Annotated in this window: 21 protein-coding genes; 18 read left to right on the top strand and 3 right to left on the bottom strand. The window is 73.0% G+C overall.

Annotated elements, in window-relative coordinates; translation table 11 throughout:
* Nucleotides 1-56: 56 nt before the first annotated feature.
* From AB0C27_RS36970 to rhaS, 6 genes are all read left to right on the top strand, one after another.
* Nucleotides 57-659 (top strand): hypothetical protein, encoded by a 603-nt coding sequence (locus AB0C27_RS36970; protein WP_357854101.1) that lies wholly within the window; start codon nt 57-59, stop codon nt 657-659.
* Nucleotides 660-736: 77 nt separating this feature from the next.
* Nucleotides 737-2494 (top strand): glycoside hydrolase family 15 protein, encoded by a 1758-nt coding sequence (locus AB0C27_RS36975; protein ID WP_357854104.1) that lies wholly within the window; start codon nt 737-739, stop codon nt 2492-2494.
* A gap of 263 nt (nt 2495-2757) precedes the next feature.
* A complete protein-coding gene (locus AB0C27_RS36980) occupies nt 2758-4266 on the top strand; it encodes a sugar ABC transporter ATP-binding protein (protein WP_357854107.1) in 1509 nt (502 codons plus the stop codon).
* A gap of 52 nt (nt 4267-4318) precedes the next feature.
* Nucleotides 4319-5359: an ABC transporter permease gene (locus tag AB0C27_RS36985; RefSeq protein WP_357854110.1), complete on the top strand. Its 1041-nt coding sequence runs from the start codon at nt 4319-4321 to the stop codon at nt 5357-5359.
* Nucleotides 5349-6335, top strand: coding sequence for an ABC transporter permease (locus AB0C27_RS36990; RefSeq protein WP_357854113.1), 987 nt, complete (start codon nt 5349-5351; stop codon nt 6333-6335). Before AB0C27_RS36985 ends, AB0C27_RS36990 begins: the two co-directional genes overlap by 11 nt.
* A 51-nt stretch (nt 6336-6386) precedes the next feature.
* Nucleotides 6387-7478, top strand: coding sequence for a rhamnose ABC transporter substrate-binding protein (rhaS, locus tag AB0C27_RS36995; protein ID WP_357854116.1), 1092 nt, complete (start codon nt 6387-6389; stop codon nt 7476-7478).
* 63 nt (nt 7479-7541) lie between these two features.
* Here the strand turns inward: rhaS and AB0C27_RS37000 are convergent, their stop codons facing one another.
* Nucleotides 7542-8561 (bottom strand): transglycosylase SLT domain-containing protein, encoded by a 1020-nt coding sequence (locus AB0C27_RS37000; RefSeq protein ID WP_357854119.1) that lies wholly within the window; start codon nt 8559-8561, stop codon nt 7542-7544.
* Nucleotides 8562-8796: 235 nt separating this feature from the next.
* On the opposite strand from AB0C27_RS37000, the gene AB0C27_RS37005 reads away from it, so the two are divergent.
* Entirely contained in the window at nt 8797-11160 is a 2364-nt protein-coding gene (locus AB0C27_RS37005; RefSeq protein WP_357854122.1) for a protein kinase, read from the top strand.
* On the opposite strand, the gene AB0C27_RS37010 is transcribed toward AB0C27_RS37005, so the two are convergent.
* Nucleotides 11131-12531 carry a cation:proton antiporter gene (locus tag AB0C27_RS37010; protein ID WP_357854125.1) on the bottom strand — a complete coding sequence of 467 codons (1401 nt, stop codon included), beginning with the start codon at nt 12529-12531 and terminating at the stop codon, nt 11131-11133. The two genes, AB0C27_RS37005 and AB0C27_RS37010, sit on opposite strands and share 30 nt — an antisense overlap.
* Nucleotides 12532-12779: 248 nt before the next feature.
* Nucleotides 12780-13955 (bottom strand): ROK family transcriptional regulator, encoded by a 1176-nt coding sequence (locus tag AB0C27_RS37015; RefSeq protein ID WP_357854128.1) that lies wholly within the window; start codon nt 13953-13955, stop codon nt 12780-12782.
* A 194-nt stretch (nt 13956-14149) separates the two neighbouring features.
* Here AB0C27_RS37015 and AB0C27_RS37020 point away from each other — a divergent pair, with 194 nt between their 5' ends.
* The 11 genes from AB0C27_RS37020 to AB0C27_RS37070 all read left to right on the top strand — a co-directional run bounded on the left by AB0C27_RS37020 (nt 14150) and on the right by AB0C27_RS37070 (nt 24541).
* Nucleotides 14150-16144 (top strand): aldehyde ferredoxin oxidoreductase C-terminal domain-containing protein, encoded by a 1995-nt coding sequence (locus AB0C27_RS37020; protein WP_357854131.1) that lies wholly within the window; start codon nt 14150-14152, stop codon nt 16142-16144.
* A gap of 87 nt (nt 16145-16231) precedes the next feature.
* Entirely contained in the window at nt 16232-16990 is a 759-nt protein-coding gene (locus tag AB0C27_RS37025; RefSeq protein ID WP_357854134.1) for an SDR family NAD(P)-dependent oxidoreductase, read from the top strand.
* A gap of 2 nt (nt 16991-16992) precedes the next feature.
* Nucleotides 16993-18345 carry a lyase family protein gene (locus AB0C27_RS37030; protein ID WP_357854137.1) on the top strand — a complete coding sequence of 451 codons (1353 nt, stop codon included), beginning with the start codon at nt 16993-16995 and terminating at the stop codon, nt 18343-18345.
* On the top strand, nt 18342-19289 hold the full coding sequence (locus AB0C27_RS37035) for a thiamine pyrophosphate-dependent dehydrogenase E1 component subunit alpha (RefSeq protein ID WP_357854140.1): 948 nt from the start codon (nt 18342-18344) through the stop codon (nt 19287-19289). Before AB0C27_RS37030 ends, AB0C27_RS37035 begins: the two co-directional genes overlap by 4 nt.
* Complete coding sequence (locus tag AB0C27_RS37040; protein WP_357854143.1) at nt 19282-20325, top strand: transketolase C-terminal domain-containing protein; 1044 nt, start codon at nt 19282-19284, stop codon at nt 20323-20325. The genes AB0C27_RS37035 and AB0C27_RS37040 overlap by 8 nt, the downstream gene beginning before the upstream one ends.
* Nucleotides 20322-20783, top strand: a complete 462-nt coding sequence (locus AB0C27_RS37045; protein ID WP_357854146.1) for a VOC family protein — start codon at nt 20322-20324, stop codon at nt 20781-20783. The genes AB0C27_RS37040 and AB0C27_RS37045 overlap by 4 nt, the downstream gene beginning before the upstream one ends.
* Before the next feature lie 35 nt (nt 20784-20818).
* Nucleotides 20819-21667 (top strand): amidohydrolase family protein, encoded by an 849-nt coding sequence (locus AB0C27_RS37050; RefSeq protein ID WP_357854149.1) that lies wholly within the window; start codon nt 20819-20821, stop codon nt 21665-21667.
* Nucleotides 21664-22752 (top strand): Gfo/Idh/MocA family oxidoreductase, encoded by a 1089-nt coding sequence (locus AB0C27_RS37055; RefSeq protein ID WP_357854152.1) that lies wholly within the window; start codon nt 21664-21666, stop codon nt 22750-22752. The genes AB0C27_RS37050 and AB0C27_RS37055 overlap by 4 nt, the downstream gene beginning before the upstream one ends.
* Nucleotides 22749-23753: a LacI family DNA-binding transcriptional regulator gene (locus AB0C27_RS37060; RefSeq protein ID WP_357854155.1), complete on the top strand. Its 1005-nt coding sequence runs from the start codon at nt 22749-22751 to the stop codon at nt 23751-23753. The genes AB0C27_RS37055 and AB0C27_RS37060 overlap by 4 nt, the downstream gene beginning before the upstream one ends.
* 46 nt (nt 23754-23799) lie before the next feature.
* Nucleotides 23800-24345, top strand: coding sequence for a dihydrofolate reductase family protein (locus AB0C27_RS37065; RefSeq protein WP_357854158.1), 546 nt, complete (start codon nt 23800-23802; stop codon nt 24343-24345).
* A 13-nt stretch (nt 24346-24358) separates the two neighbouring features.
* Complete coding sequence (locus AB0C27_RS37070; protein ID WP_357854161.1) at nt 24359-24541, top strand: hypothetical protein; 183 nt, start codon at nt 24359-24361, stop codon at nt 24539-24541.
* Nucleotides 24542-24742: the final 201 nt, after the last annotated feature.

Raw genomic sequence — 24742 nt, forward strand, 5'->3', positions numbered from 1 at the left:
ACTTTTCGCGATTGGCTCTGTTTTGGCAAGCCGGAGGGCGCCACTCTGGGTCCATCATGAGCGAAGCAACCGTCCCCGTACCGAGTTCCCTGCCCGTCCGTCTCGTCCGCCTCTACGGCGGCCTGGCCCTGTACGGCCTGGCCACCGCGCTGCTGCTGGAGTCGGGGCTGGGGAACAATCCGTGGGGCGTCTTCCACCAGGGCCTGAGCCTGCTGACCGGCATGTCGCTCGGAACGGCCATCATCGTGGTGGGCGCCCTGGTCATGCTGCTGTGGATCCCGCTCAGGCAGAAGCCGGGCTTCGGCACCGTCAGCAACGTGATCTTCATCGGTCTCTTCGCGGACGCCTCCATGTACGTCCTGCCCGCCCCCGGGCACCTGGTGATCCAGGCGTTCTACCTGACCGTGGGGGTCGTCGCGCTCGCGCTGGCCACTGTCCTCTACATCGGGGCCGGGCTCGGCCCCGGCCCCCGCGACGGCATCATGACGGGGCTGATGCGGCTGGGCCTGTCGGTACGGACCTCGCGCCTGCTCATCGAGGTCACCGTGCTGATCGCCGGCTGGCTGCTCGGGGGCACGGCCGGCATTGGAACGCTGGTGTTCGCGCTGGCCATCGGGCCGTTGACGCAGCTGTTCACCCGCTGGTTCCCTCTGACGTGATCCCGTGGCCGGGCCGGACTTGACGCGACAGGACCGGCCTGGCCCCGGGATCACCCCGGCACGAGTAGCTTCTAAGCATGCGGATCGAGGATTACGCCCTGATCGGAGACATGCAGTCGGCCGCGCTCGTGGGGAGAGACGGTTCGATCGACTGGCTCTGCCTGCCCAGGTTCGACTCCCCCTCATGTTTCGCGGCGCTGCTGGGCAGCGAACGCAACGGGCACTGGTGGCTCGGGCCCACCGGCAGGAAGCCGGCCACCAGACGCCGCTACCGTCCTGACACGCTCATCCTGGAGAGCGAGTGGGACACCCCCACGGGCACGGTCCGCGTGATCGACTTCATGCCGCCGCGCGACCGCAACCCCGACGTGGTGCGCATCGTCGAGGGCGTCTCCGGCACCGTGGAGGTCTCCACGCAGCTGCGGGTGCGCTTCGACTACGGCCGGATCGTGCCGTGGGTGCGCCGCACGGACGGGCATCTGCAGGCGATCGGCGGGCCCGACTCGGTGTGGCTGCACTCCCCCGTGCCGCTCAAGGGCGGCGACTACGCCCACCGGGCCACGTTCACCGTCAACGAGGGCGAGCGGTTGCCGTTCGTGTTCACCTGGCACCCCTCGCACGAGCAGATGCCGCCGCAGATCCACTGCGAGGACCAGCTGGCCGACACGGAGGCCTACTGGACGGACTGGGTCTCCAAATGCACCTACCAGGGGCCGCACCGCGAGGCCGTGGTCCGGTCGCTGATCACGCTGAAGGGGCTGACGTACGCCCCGACGGGCGCCATCGTGGCCGCGCCGACCACGTCCCTGCCCGAAGACATCGGCGGCGTGCGCAACTGGGACTACCGCTTCTGCTGGCTGCGTGACGCGACGCTGACGCTGGACGCGCTGATCAGCTCCGGCTACCTGGAGGAGGCGGCCGACTGGCGGGCGTGGCTGCTGCGCGCCATCGCCGGCCGGCCGCAGGACCTGCAGATCATGTACGGCGTCGCCGGCGAGCGCCGCCTGCCCGAGCTGCGCCTCGACTGGCTCGACGGCTACGAGGACTCGCGCCCGGTGCGCATCGGCAACGAGGCGGTCAGGCAGCTGCAGCTCGACGTCTACGGCGAGGTGATGAACTGCCTCTACGTCTCGCGCAAGAGCGGCCTGTCGCCCGACGAGCGGGGCTGGACCATCCAGCGCCAGCTGCTCGACTACGTGGAGGACCACTGGCGGGAGCCGGACGAGGGCCTGTGGGAGGTGCGCGGCCCGAGGCGCCACTTCGTGCACTCGAAGGTGATGTGCTGGGCGGCGCTCGACCGGGCCGTCAAGTACGTCGAGAACTTCGGTCGCAGCGGCCCGGTCGACAAGTGGCGCGCGCTGCGTGACGTCATCCACGCGGAGATCTGCGACAAGGGCTTCGACCGGGAGCGCAACACCTTCACGCAGTCGTACGGCTCCTCCGAGCTGGACGCGGCGCTGCTGATGATCCCCATGGTCGGCTTCCTGCCCGCCGACGACCCCCGCGTCGTGGGCACGGTGGCGGCGATCGAGAAGGAGCTGATGTCCGACGGGTTCGTGCTGCGTTATCCGCTCGCCGAGGACAACAACGTCGACGGCCTGTCGGGCGGCGAGGGCGCGTTCCTGGCGTGCAGCTTCTGGCTGGTGGAGGTGATGGCGATGCAGGGTCGCAAGCAGGAGGCCGAGGAGCTGTTCGAGCGGCTGCTGGCGCTGCGCAACGACGTCGGGCTGCTGGCCGAGGAGTACGACACGCGCTACGACCGCCTGGTCGGCAACTTCCCGCAGGCGTTCAGCCACGTCCCCCTGGTGCACGCCGCCCGCGCGCTGTCGTCCTGAGGCGCCGTCGTTCTGAAGCGCCGTCGTTCTGAAGCGCCGTCGTTCTGAAGCGCCGTCGTTCTGAAGCGCTGCCCGCGCTGGGGAACTTTCCGCGTCGGCCTGCTTTCCCTCGGCAGCCTGCTTAAAACGTGTCAAAGCCCGAGCATTGCCCGCTTCCCGAGACCTTGACGAGCCCCGCAGGAGCAAATTACGGTCCGGGCAAACGGCGGAACGTAAAACGTTTTTTACGTGAAGGGCATAGACATGAAAGCAGGAGCTGTCAGGTGAGCGAGCCGGCGCCGGTCCTGGCGCTGGTCGAGGTGAGCAAGGCGTTCGGCGCGGTGCGGGCGCTCGCGGGCGTGAGCCTGGAACTGCGCGCGGGCGAGGTGCACGCCCTGGCGGGCGAGAACGGGGCGGGCAAGTCCACCCTGGTCAAGACGTTCGCGGGCGTGCACAGGCCGGACTCGGGGCGGATCCTGCTCGACGGCGAGCCGGTCGTCTTCCACGGGCCGGCCGACGCCCAGCACGCCGGCATCGCGGTCATCTACCAGGAGCCGACGCTCTTCCCCGACCTGTCGGTGGCGGAGAACATCTTCATGGGCCGGCAGCCGCGCGCCGCGCTCGGCCGGATCGATCGCAGGACGATGCACGCGCGGGCCGCCGAGCTGTTCGCCCGGCTGGGCGTCACCCTCGACCCGCGCCGGCCCGCCCGCGGCCTGTCCATCGCCGACCAGCAGGTGGTGGAGATCGCCAAGGCCATCTCGCGGGACGCGAAGGTGCTGATCATGGACGAGCCGACCGCCGCGCTCACCGCGCAGGAGACCGCGCGGCTGTTCTCGGTGGTCAGGGCACTGCGGGAGCACGGCTGCGCGCTGCTGTTCATCTCGCACCGGCTGGAGGAGATCTTCGAGCTGTGCCAGCGGGTCACGACGCTGCGCGACGGGCGGCTGGTGGCCAGTGAGCCGGTCGCCGGACTGACGGCGGACGACCTGGTCAACCGGATGGTCGGCCGCGAGCTCGACCTCTACCCCAAGCAGGACGTCGCCCCCGGCGAGGTGGTGCTGAAGGTGTCGCGGCTGACCTGCGAGGGCGCGTTCGCCGACGTGTCCTTCGAGGTGCGGCGCGGCGAGATCGTCGCGCTGGCCGGGCTGGTCGGCGCGGGCCGCACCGAGGTGGCGCGGGCGATCTTCGGGATCGACCGGCCGGACGCGGGCGAGGTCGTGGTGGACGGGCGGCGGCTGCGGCCCGGCAGCCCCATCGCGGCGATGGCCGCCGGGCTCGCCCTCGTGCCCGAGGACCGCCGCCAGCAGGGCCTGATCATGGAGATGTCCATCGAGCGGAACCTGGGGCTGACCCGCCTGCGCGCGCTGCGCCGGGGCCCGTTCGTCTCGCGGGCGCTCGAACGCGCGCACGCCCGCGACTGGGCGGTGCGCTTCCAGCTCAAGTACGGCAGGACCGACGACGCGGCCGGCGTGCTGTCGGGCGGCAACCAGCAGAAGCTGGTGCTGGCCAAGTGGCTGTCCACCGAGCCGGCCGTGCTGATCGTGGACGAGCCGACCCGGGGCATCGACGTCGGCACCAAGGCCGAGGTGCACCGGCTGCTGTCGGAGCTGGCCGCGCAGGGGCTGGCCGTGCTCATGATCTCCTCCGACCTGCCCGAGGTGCTGGCCATGGCCGACCGGATCCTCGTCATGCACGAGGGCAGGCTGGCCGCCGAGCTGCCCGGGGGCGAGGCCACCGAGGAGTCGGTCATGACCGCCGCCACCGGGCGGCGCGGAAAGGACGCCGCATGACCCCGCCCGCCGGCGCGTCACCCGAGGACGCCGCACCATCCGAGGAGCGCGCATGACGGCGCTCACCACCGCGCCGTCCGCGCGGACCAAGGCGGGGCGCGAGCGGAGCCTGCTCGACCTGGTGCTGCGGGCCAGGGAGCTGAGTATCCTCGGCGTCCTCGTCGTGCTGGTGGCCGTCACCACCGCCGTCAACCCGGCGTTCCTGTCCGTCCAGGGCGTCGAGGACATCTTCCTCAACGCCTCGATCCTGGCGCTGCTGGCCATCGGGCAGACGCTCGTGGTCATCACCCGCAACATCGACCTGTCGGTCGGCTCGGTCGTCGGGCTGGTCGCGTTCGTCACCGGCGACCTCGTCTCGGCGCAGGGCGGCAGCATGACGCTCGCGATCCTGGCCGGGCTGGCCATCGGCGTGGCGTGCGGGCTGGTCAACGGCCTGCTGGTCAGCCTGTGCGGAGTGCCGGCGCTGGTCGTCACCCTGGGCACGCTCTACGTGATCCAGGGCATCGACCACTTCGTCGCGCACGGCAGGCAGATCAACGCCGCCGACGTGCCCCAGGGGCTGCTGGACCTCGGCAGCGGGAACGTGCTCGGCGTGCCGTACCTGCCGATGATCGCGGTGCTGGTGATGCTGGCCGTCGGCTACTACCTGCGCTCCTATCCCTCGGGCCGGGAGTTCTACGCGATCGGCTCAAGCCCCGAGGCCGCCCGGCTGGCGGGGGTGCCGATCCGGCGCAGGGTGCTGACCGCGTACGTGGTGAGCGGGCTGCTCGCCGGCGTCGGCGGGGTGCTCTGGCTGGCCAGGTTCGGGACCGTGATCGCCGACAACGCCCACGGCTGGGAGCTGAAGGTGGTCAGCGCCGTCGTCGTCGGCGGCGTGGCCATCGTGGGCGGCGTCGGCACCGTGTACGGCGCCGCGCTCGGCGCGCTGCTGCTCACCACGATCGGCAGCGTGCTGGTCGTGCTGAAGGTCAACTCGTTCTGGCAGGACGCGCTGATCGGCGCCCTGCTGTTGCTGGCCATCAGCGTGGACCGGCTGCTCGCGCTGCGGATGACCAGGATCCTGCGCAGGAGGAACGCCCGCCATGCCACGTGAAACCCGGGATCTGGGCCGGTTCGTCCGGTGGGACGTCGTCGTCACCGCCCTGCTCGTCGTGGTCTTCTTCGGCGGCCTCGGCGCGGACGCGAACTTCGGCAACGCCGACAACCTGTCGTTCGCGCTGAACGACCTGAGCGAGATCGCCCTGATCGCGCTGCCGATGACGCTGCTGGTGGTGTGCGGGCAGGTCGACCTGTCGGTCGCGTCGGTGCTCGGGCTGGCCAGCGCCATGACGGGCTACCTGTGGGACGCCGGGATGCCGTTCGAGACGATCGTGCCGCTGGTGCTGGTCACCGGCGTGGCGTGCGGGCTGGTGAACGGGCTGCTGGTGACCCGGCTGGGGCTGCCGTCGCTGGCCGTCACCATCGGCACGCTGACGCTCTATCGCGGGCTGGCGTACGTGGTGCTCGGCACCGGCGCGGTCTCGCAGTTCCCGCCGTCGTACTCGGCCTTCGCCGGGAACGTGCCGGGCACGCCGATCCCGTACCCGGTGGCGCTGTTCGCGGTGCTGGCGGTGGTGACGGGGCTGGCGCTGCACGCGACCGGGTTCGGGCGTTCGCTGTTCGCCATCGGCAGCTCGGAGGACACGGCGTTCTTCGCCGGCATCCGGGTCAAGCGGATCAAGCTGCTGCTGTTCACGCTGTCCGGGGTGGTGGCGGCGTTCGCCGGGATCGTGTTCACGCTGCGTTACGGCAGCGCCCGCGCCGACAACGGCGCCGGTCTGGAACTGACGGTCATCGCCGCCGTGCTGCTCGGCGGCGTGGACTTCGACGGCGGCAAGGGCACGCTCGGCGGGGTGATCGCCGGAGTGCTGCTCATCGGGGTGCTGCGCAACCTGCTCATGCTCAACGACGTCACCACCGAGATCCAGGCCGTCGTCACGGGCCTGCTGCTGATCGTCTCGGTGCTCACGCCCCGGCTGATCTCGATCGTCCGCCGGGCCCGCGCGCGACCGGCCAGGTCGGCCGCCTGATCCCTTGTGCTTTCCCGTCCCCCGCCACTCCCCCGGAAAGGTTCGCCCCCAGTGAGCAGAAGATCACGATTCGCCCGCGCCTGGCTCACGGCCACGGCCGGCGCGCTCGCTCTCAGCCTGACCGCCTGCGGCGGCACCACGAAGGAGTCGGTGGCCAGCCAGGCGCCCGCCGCCTCCGCCTCCGCGTCCGCCCCGGCCTCCGCGAACCCGGGCGCGCCGCTGAAGGAGGGACTCAAGCTGGCCTTCCTGCCCAAGCAGATCAACAACCCGTACGAGACCATCGTCGACGACGCCGGCATCGAGGCGGCCAAGGAGTTCAAGGGCGAGGCCAAGGAGGTCGGCCCGTCCGACGCGTCGGCCTCCTCGCAGGTCTCCTACATCAACACCCTCGCCCAGCAGGGCCAGGACGCCATCCTCATCGCGGCCAACGACCCCAACGCCGTGTGCGGCCCGCTCCAGCAGGCCCGCCAGAAGGGCATCAAGATCGTCGCGTACGACTCCGACACGAGCAAGGAGTGCCGCGACATCTTCATCAACCAGGCCAGTTCGGAGGACGTGGGCCGCAGCCAGGTGCAGCTGCTGTCGGAGCTGATCGGCGGCGAGGGCGAGATCGCGATCCTGTCGGCGACCGCCAACGCCACGAACCAGAACACCTGGATCGAGTTCATGCAGGACGAGCTGAAGAAGCCCGAGTACGCCAAGATGAAGCTGGTCAAGATCGCCTATGGTGACGACGACGACCAGAAGTCCTTCCAGCAGACGCAGGGCCTGCTCGCGGCCTACCCCGACCTGAAGGGCATCATCTCGCCCACCACCGTCGGCGTCTCGGCCGCCGCCCGCTACATCTCCAGCTCCAAGTACAAGGGCAAGGTCACGCTGACCGGTCTCGGCACCCCGAACCAGATGCGCAAGTTCGTCAAGGACGGCACCGTGGCGAAGTTCGCGCTGTGGAACCCGAAGGACCTGGGCTACCTGGCCGCGTACGCCGCCGCCGCGCTGGCCTCCGGGCAGATCACCGGCGCCGAGGGCGAGAAGTTCACGGCCGGGAAGCTGGGTGAGCGGACGATCGGGGCCGACGGGGAGATCATCCTGGGCCCGCCGTTCACGTTCGACAAGTCCAACATCGACGAGTACGACTTCTGACGAGCCCAGGCCGTTGACGCTGGGGGCCGCCCCTCTCCTTGGCGGGGCGGCCCGGGGGCGGTGTCAGGGGCCGGTCAGGCGGCGTTCGCCGGCCGTGGTGAGCACGAACACCTGCCAGCTGTAGTAGGCGTAGTAGGCGCGCGGGTCGCGCTTGATCTGGCGGGAGTGCGCGAGGATCGCGTTCACGTACGCGCGCGACGGGTTGTAGGCGTGCAGGGCCCGGCGGTAGTCGCGCGGGGCGCCGGTGGCCTTGAGGTAGTTGGCCGCCCCCATGACGGCGTCGCGCGGGTTCTGGACGTTTCCGCCGAGCCCGTACGCCTTCCAGGTCGCGGGCATGAACTGCATCGGCCCCTGCGCGCCCACGTAGCTGTCGGACCTGACCCGGCCGAACTTCGTCTCCGCGAACATGACCGCCGCCAGCACCTCCCACTCCACCCCGAACCGGCGCTCGGCCTTCTTGAAGTAGCCGAGCAGCTCGCCGGCGGGGCGGGCCTTCTGCGTCTTGAAGACGGCGGAGGGCTTGATGGGCCGGGCCAGGGCGAGCAGCTCGCGGATCGCGGCGGTGTTGTCCTTGGCCTGGGAGGCCAGGGCGGCGGGCAGGCGGGCGAAGGCGCGGGCGGCGAGGTCGGGGTGGCGGGCGGCGTAGCGGTAGACGCGCTGCTGGTAGAGGGCGAGCAGCTCGACGTCGCGCGGCGGGCCGCCCTTGGCCGTGCGGCCGCTCTTCGTCCAGGCGTCGATGGCGTCGTTCAGCTTGGCGGTGGTCTCCTTCAGAGCGGTGGCCAGGGCCCCGGCGCTCGTGGGGATCTTCGCGCCGGGCGCCGGCAGGTCGTCGGCCTGTGCCGAGGTCGCGCCTGAGGTCGCGCCTGAGGTCGCGTCCGAGGTCGCGTCTCTTGAGGTCGCGTCGCCCGCGGCGCCCCCGGACGAGCCGGTGGGGGACGTCGCGGGCGGGCGTTCCGCCGGGGCGCTCGCGGCGGGCGTCCCGCAGGCCGCCGTGGCGATGAGCACGGCGAGCGGTGCGGCGACCGTGGCGAGCTGTGCCGGGCCGCGGCGGCGGGGTCGCGGTTGCTTCGGGGGTGCCTCCATGGACAGGCAACCTACCGGGTACGGCGCCGCGTCCCGCACTTCCGCGGGCCGACGTGTCGCGGGCGGCGCGGCCGGGCCCGCCGGGCCGGGGCGCGAAACGGCACGTCGTCCCTCCGGCAGGTGCACTTTTTGAGAAACTGTCCGGAGTTGCGGTGAACGGTGCCCATGCGCGTTGCTCGTATGAGTCCGTCCTGGTTCGGGACATTCGCGGAAATTCGGGGGAAAGAGGAGACGCATGACGGGAACGCGCCCGCTCCGGCCGTCGGACCCCGAGCGGGTCGGCGCCTACCGCCTCGTCGGCGTGCTCGGCTCTGGCGGGCAGGGCGTCGTCTACCGGGGCGTGTCCGAGTCCGGGCGTGAGGTCGCGGTCAAGCTGCTGCACAGCCATCTGGCCCAGGACGCCACCATGGCGCGCGGGTTCCTGCGCGAGGTGGAGGCGGCGCGGCGGGTGGCCGCGTTCTGCACGGCGGCCGTGCTGGACGTGGGGATGCTGGACGAGCGGCCGTACATCGTCAGCGAGTACGTCCCCGGCGAGACGCTGCAGACGCTCGTCCGCACCTCCGGGCCGCGTTCGGGCGGGGCGCTGGACCGGCTGGCGATCTCGACCCTGACGGCGCTGGCCGCGATCCACCAGGCCGGGATCGTGCACCGTGACTTCAAGCCGGCCAACGTCCTGATGGGGCCCGGCGGGCCGATCGTCATCGACTTCGGCATCGCCAAGGCCCTCGACGCCACGACCCGCACGTCGGGGGTGCTGGGAACGCCCGCGTACATGTCGCCCGAGCAGTTCCGGGGTGAGCGGGTGGGGCCCGCCTCGGACCTGTTCAGCTGGGCGAGCTCGATGGTGTACGCGGCCACGGGGCGCGCGGCGTTCGCCGGGGACACGATGGTCGTCGTCATGAACGCGATCCTGAACGAGCCTCCGGACCTGCGGGGGGTGCCGGAGCGGCTGGCGGGCCTGGTGGAGTCCTGCCTGGCCAAGGACCCCGCCGCCCGCCCCGCCCTCACGGACGTGCTGCGAAATTTGATCCGCCAGTCCGGCCCCACCACCCCCGGCAACGGCATCCCGCCGGTGGACGGCATCCCCTCGGCCGGCGCCCCCACCTTCAACACCGAACCAGGCACCCCCGGCACACCGGTCAACAGCAACACACCCCACGCAACCGGGCTCGCGACCCACGGCGCGTCGGACGCCACCGACGGACCGGATGGCGGTGGCGGGCTTGCCGTGAGCGACGGGCAGGGCGTCTCCCGGAGCCCGGAAGTCGGCGGCGCGCCCGGAGCCGGTGGCGGGCCGGGTGACGCTCGCGGGCCCGGAGTCGGTGGCGGTGTGGGGCGTGACGAGGGGCCGGGTGGGCGGACGGTCAGTCGGAGGGTGTTGATCGGTGGGGGTGCCGCTGCTGTGGCGCTTGGGGTGTCGGCGTTCGCTGTGCTGCGGGCTGGGAGTGGGCGGCAACAGCCCGTCGGTGGTGGGCGGACGCCTGTTGGTGCCTCGCCTGCTCATGGGTCGCCCAGCCCCAGTGAGGGCGGGCCCGTGTCCCCGAGTGGTGGCGCGTCCCCGACCGGGGAGGTCACTGCGGCGGGTGACGCTACTCCCACCGCCGGGGCCAGTCAGGCCGTGACCGCCGAGCCGTTCGGGACGCCGGTCACCGACCTGACCCCGCTGCCGGGGCGCGGCGTGGGTGGGTCGGCCGCGCTGGCCGCCGCCGAGGGAGTCGTGGTGTGCGGCACCGACAAAGGGCTCGTCTTCGGATGGACCCCGGGCACGACTCCCGTGCGGCTCGGTGACGGTGGCGGGCCGGTGGCGGCGGTGGACGTGGGGAGTCTGAAGGGCCGGACGGTCGCGGCGTCGGGGCACGACGACGGCAGGATGCGGCTGTGGGGCCTCGCGGGCGAGAGCCTGGCGAGCCACCGGGTGAGCGACCCGATCATCGGCGTCACGGTGGCAGGCAGGGCGTACGCGGTGTCGCAGAAGTACGACGGCATGAAGGACCTGTACAGCGTCGTGCGCCTCTGGGACGTCTCCACGGGCAAGCGGATCGGCGCGCCGATCACCGCGCACTTCCAGGGCATCCGCGGGATGGCGTTCGGGCGCGCGGGCAAGGACGACGTGCTCGTCACGGGCGACGGCGGCGAGCGGATCCGGGTGTGGCGCCTGTCCTCCGCGACGATGCTGCGTACGTTCACCACCGGCGAGATCGGCGGCGTCGAGCACCTGGCCTGCGGCGAGCTGAACGGCAGGCCGATCCTCGTGTCCACCCACCTGGACGCCACCCTGCGCGTGTACGACCTGACCACCGGCAAGCGCAGGAAGCGGTGGTCGTTCAGCCGCCAGAGCCCCGATGACCGGTTCGCCACCGCCCTGGCCATCGGACTGGCCGGCAAGGTGCCGGTCGCGGCCGTGGCGCACGCCCCGGCGGGTGGCGAGAGCTTCGTCCGCGTGTGGGACCTGCGCGACGGTGACGTCATCGGCGTGCTGGGCGCGGGCGAGGGCGGCGCGATCCGCCGGCTGGCCGTGACGGAGCAGGCCGGCAGGCCGGTCATCGCCGGGGCCGACGAGGACGGCTCCTTACGGTTGTGGAGCCTGGGCCGGCCCTGAGGCGTCGTCACGGCTCCCGTCGTCATGGGTCCTGTCGTCCTGGGTCCCGTCGTCACGGCTCCCCTTGTCACGGGTCCCGTTGTCACGGCCCGCGTCCTCACGCCTCGCGTCCTCGCTGCTCGCGTCGTCGCGGATGGCGCCGTCGCGGATGGCGTCCACGCGGTTCATGACCGGGGTGGCGGTGAGGCCGTGCAGCACGACCGAGACCATGACGGTGAACCCGGTCACCGCCCACAGCTCCTCGGCCGGCACCCCGAAGTCGGCCTGCCCCAGCGCGTACGCGAGATAGAACAGCGACCCGATCCCCCGGATGCCGAAGAACGAGATCACCAGCCGCTCCCTCGGCCCCGCCCGCCCGCGCCACTGGACCAGCCATCCGGTCAGCGGCCGGATCACCAGCAGCAGCAGGAGCCCGACGGCGGCGCCGCGCCAGGTGAGCGCGGCCAGGCCGCCGGTGGCGACGAAGCCGCCGAGCAGGAGCAGCAGCCAGGCGGTGAGCAGCCGTTCGATCTGCTCGACGAAGCCGTGCAGCACGTTGTTGTAGCCGTGCCCGTGCTCGGCGCCCCTGATGGCGCACGCGGTGACGAAGACGGCGACGAAGCCGTACCCGTGGGCGAGCTCCGTCACCCCGTACGCGAGGAGCGTGGCGGCCAGCGCGACGAAGCCGTCCCGCCGCTCCGACAGCCGCAGCCGCTCGGAGCTCGCGCGGAAGAACAGCCGCCCGAGCAAGCGGCCGATCAGCAGCCCGAGGACGAGTCCCGCGGCGGTCCGGTACAGGACGTCCAGCAGGGCCCACTCCCCCAGCCAGCCCGCTCCCGCCGCGCCGGCGACCGCGATGGCGGCGTACACGATGGGGAAGGCGAAGCCGTCGTTGAGCCCGGCCTCGGAGGTGAGGGCGAAGCGGACCTCGTCGTCGGCGTTCTCGGCGTCCACGGGCTCGCCCACGTGCACGTCCGAGGCGAGCACCGGGTCCGTCGGGGCCAGCACGGCCCCGAGCAGGAGCGCGGCGGCGATCGGCCAGCCGGGCAGGGCCATGGCCGCGACCGCCACGCCGGCCACGGTCAGCGGCATGGCCAGGCCGAGCAGCCGCCACGTAGTGGACCAGCGGCGCGGTCCCGCGCGGCGATTGATGGCCAGGCCCGCGCCCATGAGGGAGATGACGACGCACAGCTCGGTGATGTGCTCCAGCGCGGTGCGGTGGGCGATCGGGTCGGGGTCGGGCAGGCCGATGGGCAGCGCGAACAGCGCCAGGCCTGCCAGGAGGTACACCAGGGGCAGCGACAGGGGGCGGCGGGCGAGCACCTCGGGCAGGATCGCGGCGAGCAGGGCCGCGGCGCCGCCGAGGGCCAGGAGGAGGTCGAGGGTGGACATCACCGCTCACCCTGCCCACAAGATCATAGATCATCCTTCCACTTCGCCTCGCGGCTACGCCTCCCTGGCCGCCCATTCGGGGCCCATGCGGTGGAGGAAGGGGCTCCGGTCGCGCGGGAGGGGGTCCACAAGCGCTGGGGCCGGACGATCGCGGTGGCGGGCGGGTGAGGGCAGCCGACGATCTTGCCGGCGACGGTCAGCCGGCGATCTCGCCGGGGGCCGTCAGCCGGCGGTCTGCCGTTCGAGGGTCAGCCGGCGATCTGGCGGTCGATGGTGGACGGGGCCAGGACGTGCTCGGCGACCATGACGGCCGCGCCGACGATCCCCGCCCGGTCGCCCAGTTCGCTGGCCCTGATCGCGAGATGCTGCGTGGCCAGCGGCAGCGACCGGCTGTAGATCGTCTCCCGTACGCCCGCCAGCACCTGCTCCCCCGCCTCGGCCACGTCGCCGCCGAGCACGATGACGGAGGGGTTGAAGAAGTTCACGATCGAGGCCATCACCGCGCCGACCTCGCGCCCGGCCTGACGGACCAGCCGGGTGGCCGTGAGGTCGCCCGCGCGCATCAGCGCCACCACGTCCCTGCTGCCTGCCGCCTCGATGCCCGCCGCGCGCAGCGCCGCCGCCATGGACGCGCCGCTCGCCACCGCCTCAAGGCAGCCGGCGTTGCCGCACCTGCACGGGGCCCGTGAGCCGGCGACGCGGATGTGGCCGACGTCGCCCGCCGCGCCCTGCGCGCCCCGGTGCAGCCGGCCGCCGGAGACGATCCCCGAGCCGATGCCGGTGCCGATCTTGACGTAGATCAGCGGGTCCACGGCCGGTCCCGCGGCCCAGTGCTCGCCCAGGGCCATGATGTTCACGTCGTTGTCGACCAGGACGGGCGCGCCGAGCCGGCCCTGGAGCCACTCGGGCACCGCGAAACCGTCCCAGCCCGGCATGATCGGCGGGTTGACCGGGCGTCCTGAGCCGTGCTCGACGGGGCCGGGGAGCCCGACGCCGACGCCGCACACCTGCGCGGGATCGCGTCCTGCGGCGGCCAGCAGTTCGTCCAGGATGTCGGCCACCCGGCACAGGGTGCGCTCGGGCCCCCGGTCGACGGGCAGTTCGGTGGCCACTTCGGCGAGCACGTTCATGGACAGGTCGAGGACGGCCAGGCGGGCGTGGGTGGCGCCGAGGTCGGCGGCGAGCACGAAGCGGGCGCCGCCGTTGAAGGCGAAGACCCCGGCCGGGCGGCCTCCCGAGGAGATCGAGCCCTCGCCTGCCACGACCCAGCGCTGATCGATCAGGCCGTCGAGCCGCTGGGTGACCGTGGATCTGGACAGTCCCGTCAGGCGGGCCAGCTCGCCGCGGGTCCGGGCCCGCCCGTCCCGCAGGATCGCCAGCAGCGCCCCCGCCCCCACGCCCTGGCCGTTGGCACCGCTTGGCATGCGCCTACCTTACTTCGAATATCAGCCGACTTATGTTGACAAGAAGTAAAAGTCAAGATCTCTTGCCGTGATGCGGGCCGGACATATGTGGCGGCCGAAGCCCCGCCACCCACCGGTGGTGAAGGTTGCGTCTGTTACATGATGTGTGATGTTGTGCCGATCCCGGTCCACTTTCCGCCCCAGGAGGCTTCGCCGTGCCGTTCATCGTGGATCTGACCAGTGGAAACGTCGAGAGGGAAGATCGCACCCAGGAGAAGGGGCACTATGGCGGGACCGTTCTGGGGCTGCGGTTGATGACCGAGCGGACGGCGCCGGGGCTGGATCCGTACGATCCGGGGACGCTCCTGTACGTGGCGGCCGGCATGCTGGGCGGGACCGCGGCCCCCGGGCTGGCCAAGGCCGTGTTCCTGGCCAAGTCGCCGTTGACCGGGGTCGCCGGGGAGGCACACGCGCTGGGGCCGTTCGCGGCGGGGATGCGGGCGGCGGGGGCCAGGGCGCTGGCCGTGCTCGGGCGGGCGGAGCGGCTGTCGTACCTGCTGGTCCGGGACGGCGAGGTGACCCTGCACGACGCCGGCGAGCTGCGCGGGCTGGGCGTGGCCGCCACGACCGACGCGCTGCGGGCCAGGCACGGCGAGCGCGTCCACGTGGCGGCGATCGGGCCGGCCGGGGAGAACCTGGTCCGGTACGCGAGCGTGGTCACCGACCACGCCTTCGCCGCCGGGCGCTACGGCTTCGGCGCGGTCTTCGGCGCCAAGAACCTCAAGGCGATCGTGTGCGCCGGTGACGCGCCCGCCGACGTGGCGGACCCTTTGGCGGACCCTTTGGCGGACCCTTTGGCGGACCCTTTGGCGGACCCTGTGGCGGACCCTGTGGCGGTGGCCGGGCTGGCCGCCTACTACCGGGAGTCGCTGGCCACGAACCCGCTGGCGGCGCTCCAGGCGGGGCTGCCGGGGTTCGCGGGGTGGGCGGACGGCCCGCTCGACCCCGGCTACGCCTCCGTCCGCAACTTCTCGGAGACGGGGACGCCGGGGCTGCGGGTCCCGTCGGCGAGCGACTACGCGGGACGGGCGGTGTCCGTCTCCGGAGCCTGCACGGGCTGCCCGAACGACTGCCTCAAGGTGTACGCGCCCCCGTCGGCCCCCGAACGGCGCACGGGCGGCCTCGGGCAGGAGGCGTTCCTGTCTCTGGGGTGGAACCTCGGCATCGACGACCTCGACGCCGTGCTCGCGGCCAACGCCCGCTGCAACGACCTCGGCCTCGACGTCGTCTCCCTCGGCGGGACGATCGCGTTCGCCATGGAGTGCGCCGCGCACGGCCTGCTGCCGGACGGCCCGGCCTTCGGCGACGCGGCGGCGGTGGCGGCGCTGATCGAGGACGTGGCCACGCGCTCGGGCACGCTGGGCGACCTGCTGGCGGAGGGCTCGGCACGTGCGGCCCAGCGGCTCGGCCCGCGCACGTCCGGGCGCGCCGGACGGTACGCGATCACGGTCAAGGGCGCCGAGCTGCCCTGCTTCGACCCGCGTCCCCAGCCCGGCATCGGCCTCGGCTACGCGCTGGCCCCCGGTGGCCCGCGCTACGACGCCCTGGAGCACGACCTCGACTTCGATCCGGTCGCCGGCCTGCACTACAGCTTCCCCGAGGCCGCCAAGGTGGGCGCCGCCGCGGCCCCCGCCGGTGAGCTGGACGAGGAACGGGGGCGGCGCAGCGCGCGGCTGCTGCGGTTGTGGAGCGGGCTCGACGCGCTCAACCTCTGCGTCTTCGCCTCCTCGCCGACCAGGCCGCTGACCATCGACCGCCTCACCGCCCTGGTCACGGCGGTGCTGGGGACGGAGTTCACGCTCGCGGACCTGCTGGCGGCCGGGCAGGCACGGCTGGACGGGATGCGCGCGTACGCCCTGCGCGAGCAGCCGGGCGGCCTGGACGAGGAGCTGCCGGCCCGCCTGCACGAGGAGCCGGTCTCCCAAGGCCCTCACAAGGGCGCGGTGCTGGAGCGGACGGCGTTCGCCCGCGCCCGCGCCGCCTTCTACGACGAGCTCGGCTGGACGGCGCCCGCGGGATCGAGCACAGAGGCGAACACAGGGGCGCACACAGGGGCGAACACAGGGGCGAACACAGGGGCGAGCCCCGCCGACCCGACCGGCGGCGCCCCGGCCGAGGGTGCGACGACCGAGGGCGATATTTCCGGATAAAAACGATTGACTGGCCTCTTGTTCCTTTCGTCAGCGGCCTGTTAGATTCCAGTCAATCGTTTGAACAACGGAGGGAGACCATCGGGGATGGCTGTCACGATCGATCTGACGGGCCGCACCGCGCTCGTCACGGGCGGCGCCGGCGGGCTCGGATTCGCCTGTGCCCGCGCCCTGGCCGAGGCGGGAGCCGACGTCGTGCTCTCCGACCTGGAGGGCCCGCGCCTCACCGAGGCCGCGGCGGGGCTGGGCGTCACGGCGCGGGCGGCCGACCTCACCGACCGCACCCAGGTGACGGCCCTGGTGGACGGGCTCGACCGGATCGACGTGCTGGTGAACTGCGCCGGGATCATGCGCACCACTCCCCTGCTCGACATCGAGCCCGAGGAGTGGCTGCGGATCGTGGACGTCAACCTCAACGCCACGTTCTGGCTCACCCAGGCCGCCGGGCGGCGGATGGCCGGGCAGGGCGGCGGCTCGATCGTGACGCTCGCCTCCGTCGCCGCCCGCTCCGGCCGCCCGAACGCCGCCCACTACTCGGCCACGAAGACGGCGCTGCTGTCGCTGACGAAGTCGGCCGCCGAGGCGCTGGCCCCCGTACGCGTCAACGCGGTCTGCCCCGGCGTGTTCCTGACCGCGATGTGGGACGAGATCATCAGCGACCGCGACGCCCGCTTCGGCCCCGACGCGGGCGCCGGCTACCTGAAGGAGGTCAGCGCGCGCTCGCCGCTCGGGCGGCCGGGCCGTCCCGAGGAGGTCGCGGCGGCGGTGCTGTTCCTGGCCAGCGACCTGGCCTCGTTCGTCACGGGTCAGGCGCTGAACGTCGACGGCGGACTGGAGATGGACTGATCGTGCGAAGCTCCACGAGGCAGACGTTCAAGCTGCTGCCCGAGCTGTTCGGCGACGGCCGGATGGCCGAGATCTTCTCCGCCGAGCACACCGTGCTGGCCTGGCTGCGCACGGAGGCCGCGCTGGCGCGGGCGCAGGCGAAGGCGGGCGTGATCGGCCACGAGGACGCGCGGGCCATCGAGGCGGCCTGCGTGCCGGGCAGCATCGACCTGCCCCGCCTGTGGTCGGAGGCGGTGAACGTGGGCTACCCGATCCTGCCGCTGGTGCGGATGATATCGGCCGCCCTGCCCGACGGCCCGAACGGCCGCGTCCACTACGGCGCGACCACGCAGGACATCATGGACACCGGCCTGGCGCTGCAGATGGGCGAGGCGCTCGACCACCTGGCCGGCCTGCTCGGCGCGTTCGGCGACGCGGTCGCCGGGCTGGTCGCCACGCACGCGGGCACGGTCGTCGCCGCCCGCACCCACGCCCAGCAGGCGGTGCCCACCACGTTCGGGGCGAAACTGGCGGTGCTGCTGGCGGAGGCGGCCCGGCAGCGGGAGCGGGCGGCGGCCGCCGCCCGGCAGGTGCGCGTGGTGTCGCTGTTCGGCGCCGGCGGCACGTCGGCGGCGATGGGCGAGCGAGCCTCGGAGGTGCGCGAGGGCCTGGCGGGCCTGCTCGGCCTGCGCACCACGGAGGTGCCCTGGCACGTGGCCAGGGACGGCGTCGCCGAGTTCGGCGTGACCTGCGCGTCGCTGGCGGCGACCGCGGCCCGCTTCGCCCGCGAGGTCGTGGACCTGTCGAGGACCGAGGTGGGCGAGGTGCGCGAGGCGGGCGGCCACCACCGGGGCGCCTCCTCGACCATGCCGCAGAAGGCCAACCCGATCGGCTGCGAGGCCGTGATCGGCATGTCGGGCACGGCGGGCGCGCTCAGCTCCGGCCTGTTCCGCGCGATGGAGGCCGGGCACGAGCGGGCCGCCGGCGAGTGGCAGGTGGAGTGGTACGTGGTGCCGCTGCTGGCCGAGCTGGCCGCGGGCGCGCTGGCCACGGCCGCCGACGTCGCGGCCGGGCTGCGGGTCTTCCCCGAGACGATGCGGGCCAACCTGGACGCGGAGGGCGGCCTGATCATGGCGGAGGCGTACATGATGCGCCTGGCTCCGGCGCTGGGCCGGGAGCGGGCGCACGACCTGGTCTACCGGGCCGCGCACGAGGCCCGCGCGCACGGGCGGGCGCTGGCGGAGGCGCTGCGCGACGTGGCCGGGCCGGAGGAGTTGCGGAGCCTGGGCGCGCTGCCCATCCCGCCCGAGTCCTACATCGGCGACGCCGAGGCGATCTGCGCCGCGGCACTCGACGCCTGGAGGGGTGACACGTGAGTGAGAGACGGCTGGCGGACCTGCTGGCCATGTGGCGGATCCGCGCGTTCGAGGAGAAGGTGCGCGACCTGCGGGCCGAGGCCGCGATCGTCGGCTCGGTGCATCTGTGCGTCGGGCAGGAGGCGATCCCGGTCGGCGCGTGCGACGCGCTGGAGCCGCGGGACGCGTTGTTCGCGACGTACCGGGGGCACGGGTGGGCGCTGGCCAGGGGCGTTCCGGCGGAGCCGCTGTTCGCGGAGCTGCTGGGCCGGGCCTGCGGCGTGAACGGCGGCCGGGGCGGGTCGGCGTACTTCACCGCCGCCGAGTACGGCTTCCACGGCGAGAACTCGATCGTGGGCGCGGGCGCGCCGATCGCGTGCGGGGCGGCGCTGGCCGGCCGGCACGACGGCTCGGACCGGGTCGCGGTCAGCGTGTTCGGCGACGGGGCGATGAACCAGGGGGCGGTGCACGAGGCGATGAACTTCGCCGCCGCGTTCAGCCTGCCGGTCGTGTTCGTCTGCGAGAACAACCGCTACTCGGAGCTGACGCCGATCGCCGGCATGGTGCGCGACCCGCGCCTGTCCGGCCGCGCCGCCGCGTACGGGATGCCGGGCCACCGGGTGGACGGCAACGACGCCGAGGCCGTGCGCTTCCACGTGCGCGACGCGGTGGAGGCCGCCCGCGAGGGCGGCGGGCCGACGCTGCTGGAGTGCATGACCGAGCGCCTGGTCGGCCACTACATCGGCGACGCCGAGACCTACCGCGAGCCGGGCGAGCTGGACCGGATCAGGCGCAGGGAGCCGATCGCCCGGCTGCGGGAGGGCCTGCTGGCCGACGGCGTGCCCGCCGCCGGGATCGACGCGGTCGAGCGCAGGGCGCGGGCCGAGACGGACGCCGCCGCCACGGCCGCGCTGGCCGCGCCGCTCGCCGATCCCGCCACCGCGAGGGAGCACCTGTATGCCTGAGCTGAGCTACGGCGAGGCCGTGAACGCGGCGCTGCACCGCCTGATGGAGGAGCTGCCGCAGACGCTGGTCTACGGCGAGGACGTGGGCGTGCCCGGCGGCGTGTTCGGGGTGACGCGGGGGCTGCGCGGCCGGTACGGCGAGCGGGTGTTCGACACGCCGATCAGCGAGTCGGCCATCCTGGGCAGCGCGGTGGGCGCGGCGATGTTCGGCCGCCGTCCGATCGTCGAGATCATGTGGGCCGACTTCTCGCTGGTCGCGCTGGACCAGATCGTCAACCAGGCGGCCAACGTGCGGTACGTGTCGGGCGGCCGGTTGAGCGCTCCGCTGACGATCCGCACCCAGCAGGGCAACGCGCCGGGGGCGTGCGCGCAGCACTCGCAGTGCCTGGAGGCGCTGTTCCTGCACGTGCCGGGGCTGCGGGTGTGCATGCCGAGCACGCCGCAGGACGCCTACGACCTGCTGGTGACCGCCGTGCACTGCGACGACCCCGTGCTGGTGATCGAGAACCGCACGCTCTACTTCAGCGCGAAGGAACCGGTCCAGACCGGCGGTCCGGTGCGGCCGATGGGCGGGGCGCGTACCCGCCGCCCGGGCTCGGACGTCACGGTCGTCACCTGGGGCGCGATGACGGGGCAGGTGCTGGCGGCGGCCGGTGCGCTGGCCGGCGACGGGATCGAGGCCGAGGTGCTGGAGACGCCGTGGCTCAACCCGTTCGACACCGAGGCGGTGCTGGGCAGCGTCCGGCGCACGGGCCGGCTCGCGGTCGTGCACGAGGCGAACGTGACCGGCGGCTTCGGCGCGGAGGTCGTCGCGCGTGTCGCGGGCTCGGGGGCGCCCCTGCTCGCGCCGCCGATCCGGATCGGCACGCCGGACGTGCGGCTGCCGGCGGCGCCGTCGCTGGCCCGGTCGCTGGTGCCGGACGCGGCGCGGATCGAGCAGGAGGTACGGGCTCTCGTCGGGAAGCCGCCGGCGCAGGCGGGGGCCGGGCAGCAGGCGGCAGGACAGGGAGCGGCGGGGCGGGAGGCGTGGCGGTGAGGGGTGTGTGGCATTTCTCCTTCACGGTGGCCGACCTGGACAGGTCCGTGGCGTTCTACCGCGACCTGCTCGGCTTCACGCTGGTGCACCGCCAGGTGCAGGACAACGCCTACACCCGGCGGCTCGTCGGCTATCCGGACGCCGTGCTGCGCGTCGCCCAGCTCGCCGTGCCGGGGCAGCCGCGCGGCGTCTCCACGCACGATCTGGAGCTGGTCGAGTACGTACGCCCGCGCGGCGAGCCCCGCGACCCGGCCCGCCACCTGCCCGGCGCGGCCCACCTGGCGCTGACGGTCGAGGACGCCCGCGCCGAGCACGCCCGGCTGGCGGCGGCCGGGGTGCGCTTCGTCAATGCGCCGGCCGAGATCACCGAGGGCGTGAACAGGGGCGGCTACGCCTGCTACTTCCTCGATCCGGACGAGATCACGCTGGAACTCGTCCAGCCTCCTGCTACCTTGTGACGCTCAATCGATTGATCTCGGGAAGGAGCACCTGGATGGCCGTCGTCGACGCCCACCAGCACTTCTGGAACCTGGAGACGGGCTCGTACCCGTGGCTGACCCCGGAGTCCGGGCCGATCTTCCGTACGTTCGAGCCGGCGGAGCTCATCCCCCAGCTCGCGGCGGCGGGGGTGGACCGCACGGTCCTGGTGCAGTCGATGGACTCCTACGCCGACACCGACGCCATGCTCGCCCAGGCCGATGAGCACGACTTCGTCGGCGCGGTGGTGGGCTGGGTGCCGCTGACGCGGCCGGAGGAGGCGGCGGGGGAGCTGGAGCGATACCGGCGCCATCCGAGGTTCGCCGGGATCAGGCATCTCATCCACGACGAGCCCGACCCCGACTGGCTGCTCCAGGACACGGTGATCGAGGGACTGGGGCTGCTGGCCGCCGCGGGCCTCCCGTTCGACGTGGTGGCGGTGCTGCCCCGGCACCTGGAGCACGTGCCGGTGCTGGCCGAGCGGGTGCCGGGGCTGCGTATGGTGATCGACCATCTGGCCAAGCCGCCGATCAGGGACAAGGGCTGGGAGCCCTGGGCGTCGCTGCTGGCCCGCGCGGCGGAGTGCCCCGGCGTGTACGCGAAGGTCTCGGGGCTCAACACCGCCGCCGCGCCGGACTGGACGGGTGAGGACCTGCGGCCGTACGTGGAGCACGCGGCGGAGCTGTTCGGGCCGGAGCGGCTCATGTTCGGCTCCGACTGGCCGGTGGCGACGCTGGCCGGCGACTACGCGCGGGTGTGGCGGGAGACGCAGGTGGCGCTGTCCGGGCTGGACGAGGCCGAGCGGGCGCAGGTGCTCGGCGGCACCGCGACACGTTGCTACCGCCTGCCGGAGGTGACCCCGTGATCGACGTCTTCGCCCCCATCGCGGCCGCCGCCGACCTGACGATCCCGCCGGCACACCGCCTGCCGGTCGCCGTGGTCGGGGCGGGGGCCATCGTGGACGTGGCCCACCTGCCCGCCTACCGGCAGGCCGGGCTGGAGGTGACCGGGCTGTTCGACCTCGACGCCGGGCGGGCCGCGGAGGTGGCCGGCCGGCATGGGGTGCCCAGGACGTACGCGTCGCTGGAGGAGCTGCTGGCCGACGAGCGGGCCGCCGTCGTCGACATCGCGGTGGCCCCGCACGCGCAGCCGGCCATCGCGCGGGCGGCGCTGGCGGCCGGCCGGCACGTGCTCTGCCAGAAGCCGTTCGCGCCCGACGTCGCCACCGGCCAGGGCCTGGTGGACCTGGCCGCGGCCACCGGCCGCAAGATCGCGGTCAACCAGCAGCTCCGCTTCGACGAGGGCATCGCCGCCACCCGCGCCATGGTGCGCGCCGGGTGGATCGGCGAGCCGACGGCGATGACGTTCACCGTCGACATCTTCACCGACTGGAGCGCGTGGGACTGGCTGGTCACCACCGACCGGCTGGAGATCGTCTACCACTCCATCCACTACCTCGACGCGATCCGCTCGATCCTCGGCGACCCCGAGGTCGTCTTCTGTGCCGGCGGCCGTACGCCGGGCCAGGTCGCCAAGGGCGAGACGCGCACGATCAGCACGCTGCTCTTCCCCGGCGGCGTGCGCGCGCTGGTGCACGCCAACCACGAGAACCGCACCGGCGACCAGGAGGCGTCCTTCCGCGTGGACGGCACCGAGGGCGCGATCAAGGGCACGCTCGGCCTGCTGTACGACTATCCGCACGGCCGGCCCGACACCCTGGCGGTCAGCAGCAGGGTGCTGCCCACGGACGGCTGGCTGCCGTACCCGGTGACCCGGCGCTGGCTGCCCGACGCGGTGGCCGGGCCGATGGGGTCGCTGCTCGCGGCCGTCGCGGAGGGCGGCGAGCCGGAGACCTCGGGCGCCGACAACCTCGGCACGCTGCGCCTGCTCGACGCGCTCTACCGTTCGATGGACAGCGGCGAGAGCCGGCGGCCAGGATCGGCGGCATGATGCGCACGCGGGTGACGCTCGCCGACGTGGCCGCCATCGCGAGGGTGGATCGGGCCGTCGTCTCACGTGTCGTCAACAAGGACCCGACGCTCAACATCCGGCCGGAGACGCGGGAGCGGGTGCTGGCGGCGATCGAGGAGCTGGGGTATCGGCCCAACGTGGCCGCGCGCAGCCTGCGCACGTCGCGGGCGCACATGTTCGGGCTGTTCATCCCCGACTTCGCCAACCCCGTCTACGCCGAGATCATCAAGGGCGCGGAGGCGGAGGCGGCGGCCCAGGGCTACGTGATCGTGACCGGCAGCGCGACCGGCGCGGGGCTGGGCGAGTACATGGACCGGATCGGGCAGGGCCGCATCGACGGGCTGCTGCTGGCCGGGGCGGGCGACGACTCCTCGCTGATCGCCCAGCTCGACCAGTCCGCGATCCCGTGGCTGATGCTGAACAACCGCAGCAGGAGCGTCAAGCGGTACGTCATCCTCGACGACCGGCGGGCCGCCGCGCTCGCGGTGGAGCATCTCGTGCTCCTCGGCCACCGCCGCATCGCCCACCTCGCGGGCCCGTCGCGGGCCGACACGGCGGCGCGCAGGTCGGCGGGCTACTCGGCGGCCATGGACGACGCGGGCCTGCCGGAGGGCCCGATCGTGGCGGCCGACTACACGCCCGCGGGCGGCGCGGCGGCCATGGCCCTGCTGCTGGCCGCGCCCGAGCCGCCGACTGCGGTGTTCGTCGCGAACGTGGCCTCGGCGATCGGGGCGATGCAGGCCGTGCGCACGGCCGGGCTGGAGATCCCCCGGGACGTCTCCATCGTGGCCGTGCACGACTTCGAGCTGGCCGGCTATCTCCATCCGGCGCTCACCACGGTGCGGATGCCGCTGGCGGAGCTGGGCCGGCGCGGCGTGACGCTGCTGGGCAGCCTGAAGCCGGACGACACGGTCGCCGAGGTGCTGGCCGGGCCGATCGAGCTGATCCAGCGCAGCTCCACCGCGCCGCCGCGCCGATGAGTTCCGCCGTGATCCGCCGTCCATACTCAGGAAGGGAAGGTGGAGCATGAGCAGACTCCTGTACTCGGTGACCATGTCGGCCGACGGCTTCATCGCCGGGCCGGGCGGCGACATGTCCTGGCTGACCCCGCACCTGGGGCCGAACCCGGTGGTGGACGAGCTGATCGGCGAGGTCGGCGCGCTGCTGGTGGGCCGGCGCACGTTCGGCGGCGACGACCCGAACCGGGGCACCGAGAAGGAGGGCAAGGCGTTCGGCGGCGGCGGCTGGGACGGCCCCCAGTTCGTGCTGACCCACCACGCCCCCAGTGCGCCGGTCCCCGGCGTCACCTTCGTCGGCGACCTGGCGCGGGCCGTCACGGCGGCCAAGGAGGCGGCCGGCGGCAAGTACGTCAACGTGCTCGGCGCGGACGTCGCCCGGCAGTGCCTGGAGGCGGGCGTGCTGGACGAAGTCCTCACGATCGTGGCTCCGGTGCTGCTCGGGGACGGCGTGCGGCTGTTCGACCGCCCTGGCGGGGCGGGGGTCCGGCTGGAACGCCTCAGCGTCGGCCACGTGCCGCACGCCACGAATCTCTGGTATCGGGTCGCGAGATGACCTCCCTCCGCTGGTGACCGACGCGCTGGTGATCGGCCTGCTGGTGATCGGCCCATTGGTGATCGGCCCATTGGTGATCGACATGGCGGGGACCGGCCGGACAGCGGTCCGGCCGGGTGTTGGTGGCGCGGCGCAGCTTCCTGCGGGTGCCGATGTTAGCGCTAACATCAGATGCGGAAACGGCCTGAACGTATGAGGGCTGACAGGGCCTGTCAAGCCCGCGCCGTAAAGCCTTCACATCGCCGCAGCTCAGCGTGTGCGGGCCCGATCCGCCGCCGATGCAACTTTCGCCGCCTCCCACGCCGGCATTGACGGCGGGCGGAGAGCGTGCCTACATTTCCCCCGACGCGACGGCGCAGCGTCCGGCAGGTGCAGCGGCCCCCCGATACGAGGAGGA

The organism is Nonomuraea sp. NPDC048882, assembly GCF_040649755.1.
Taxonomy (GTDB): Bacteria; Actinomycetota; Actinomycetes; order Streptosporangiales; family Streptosporangiaceae; genus Nonomuraea; species Nonomuraea maheshkhaliensis.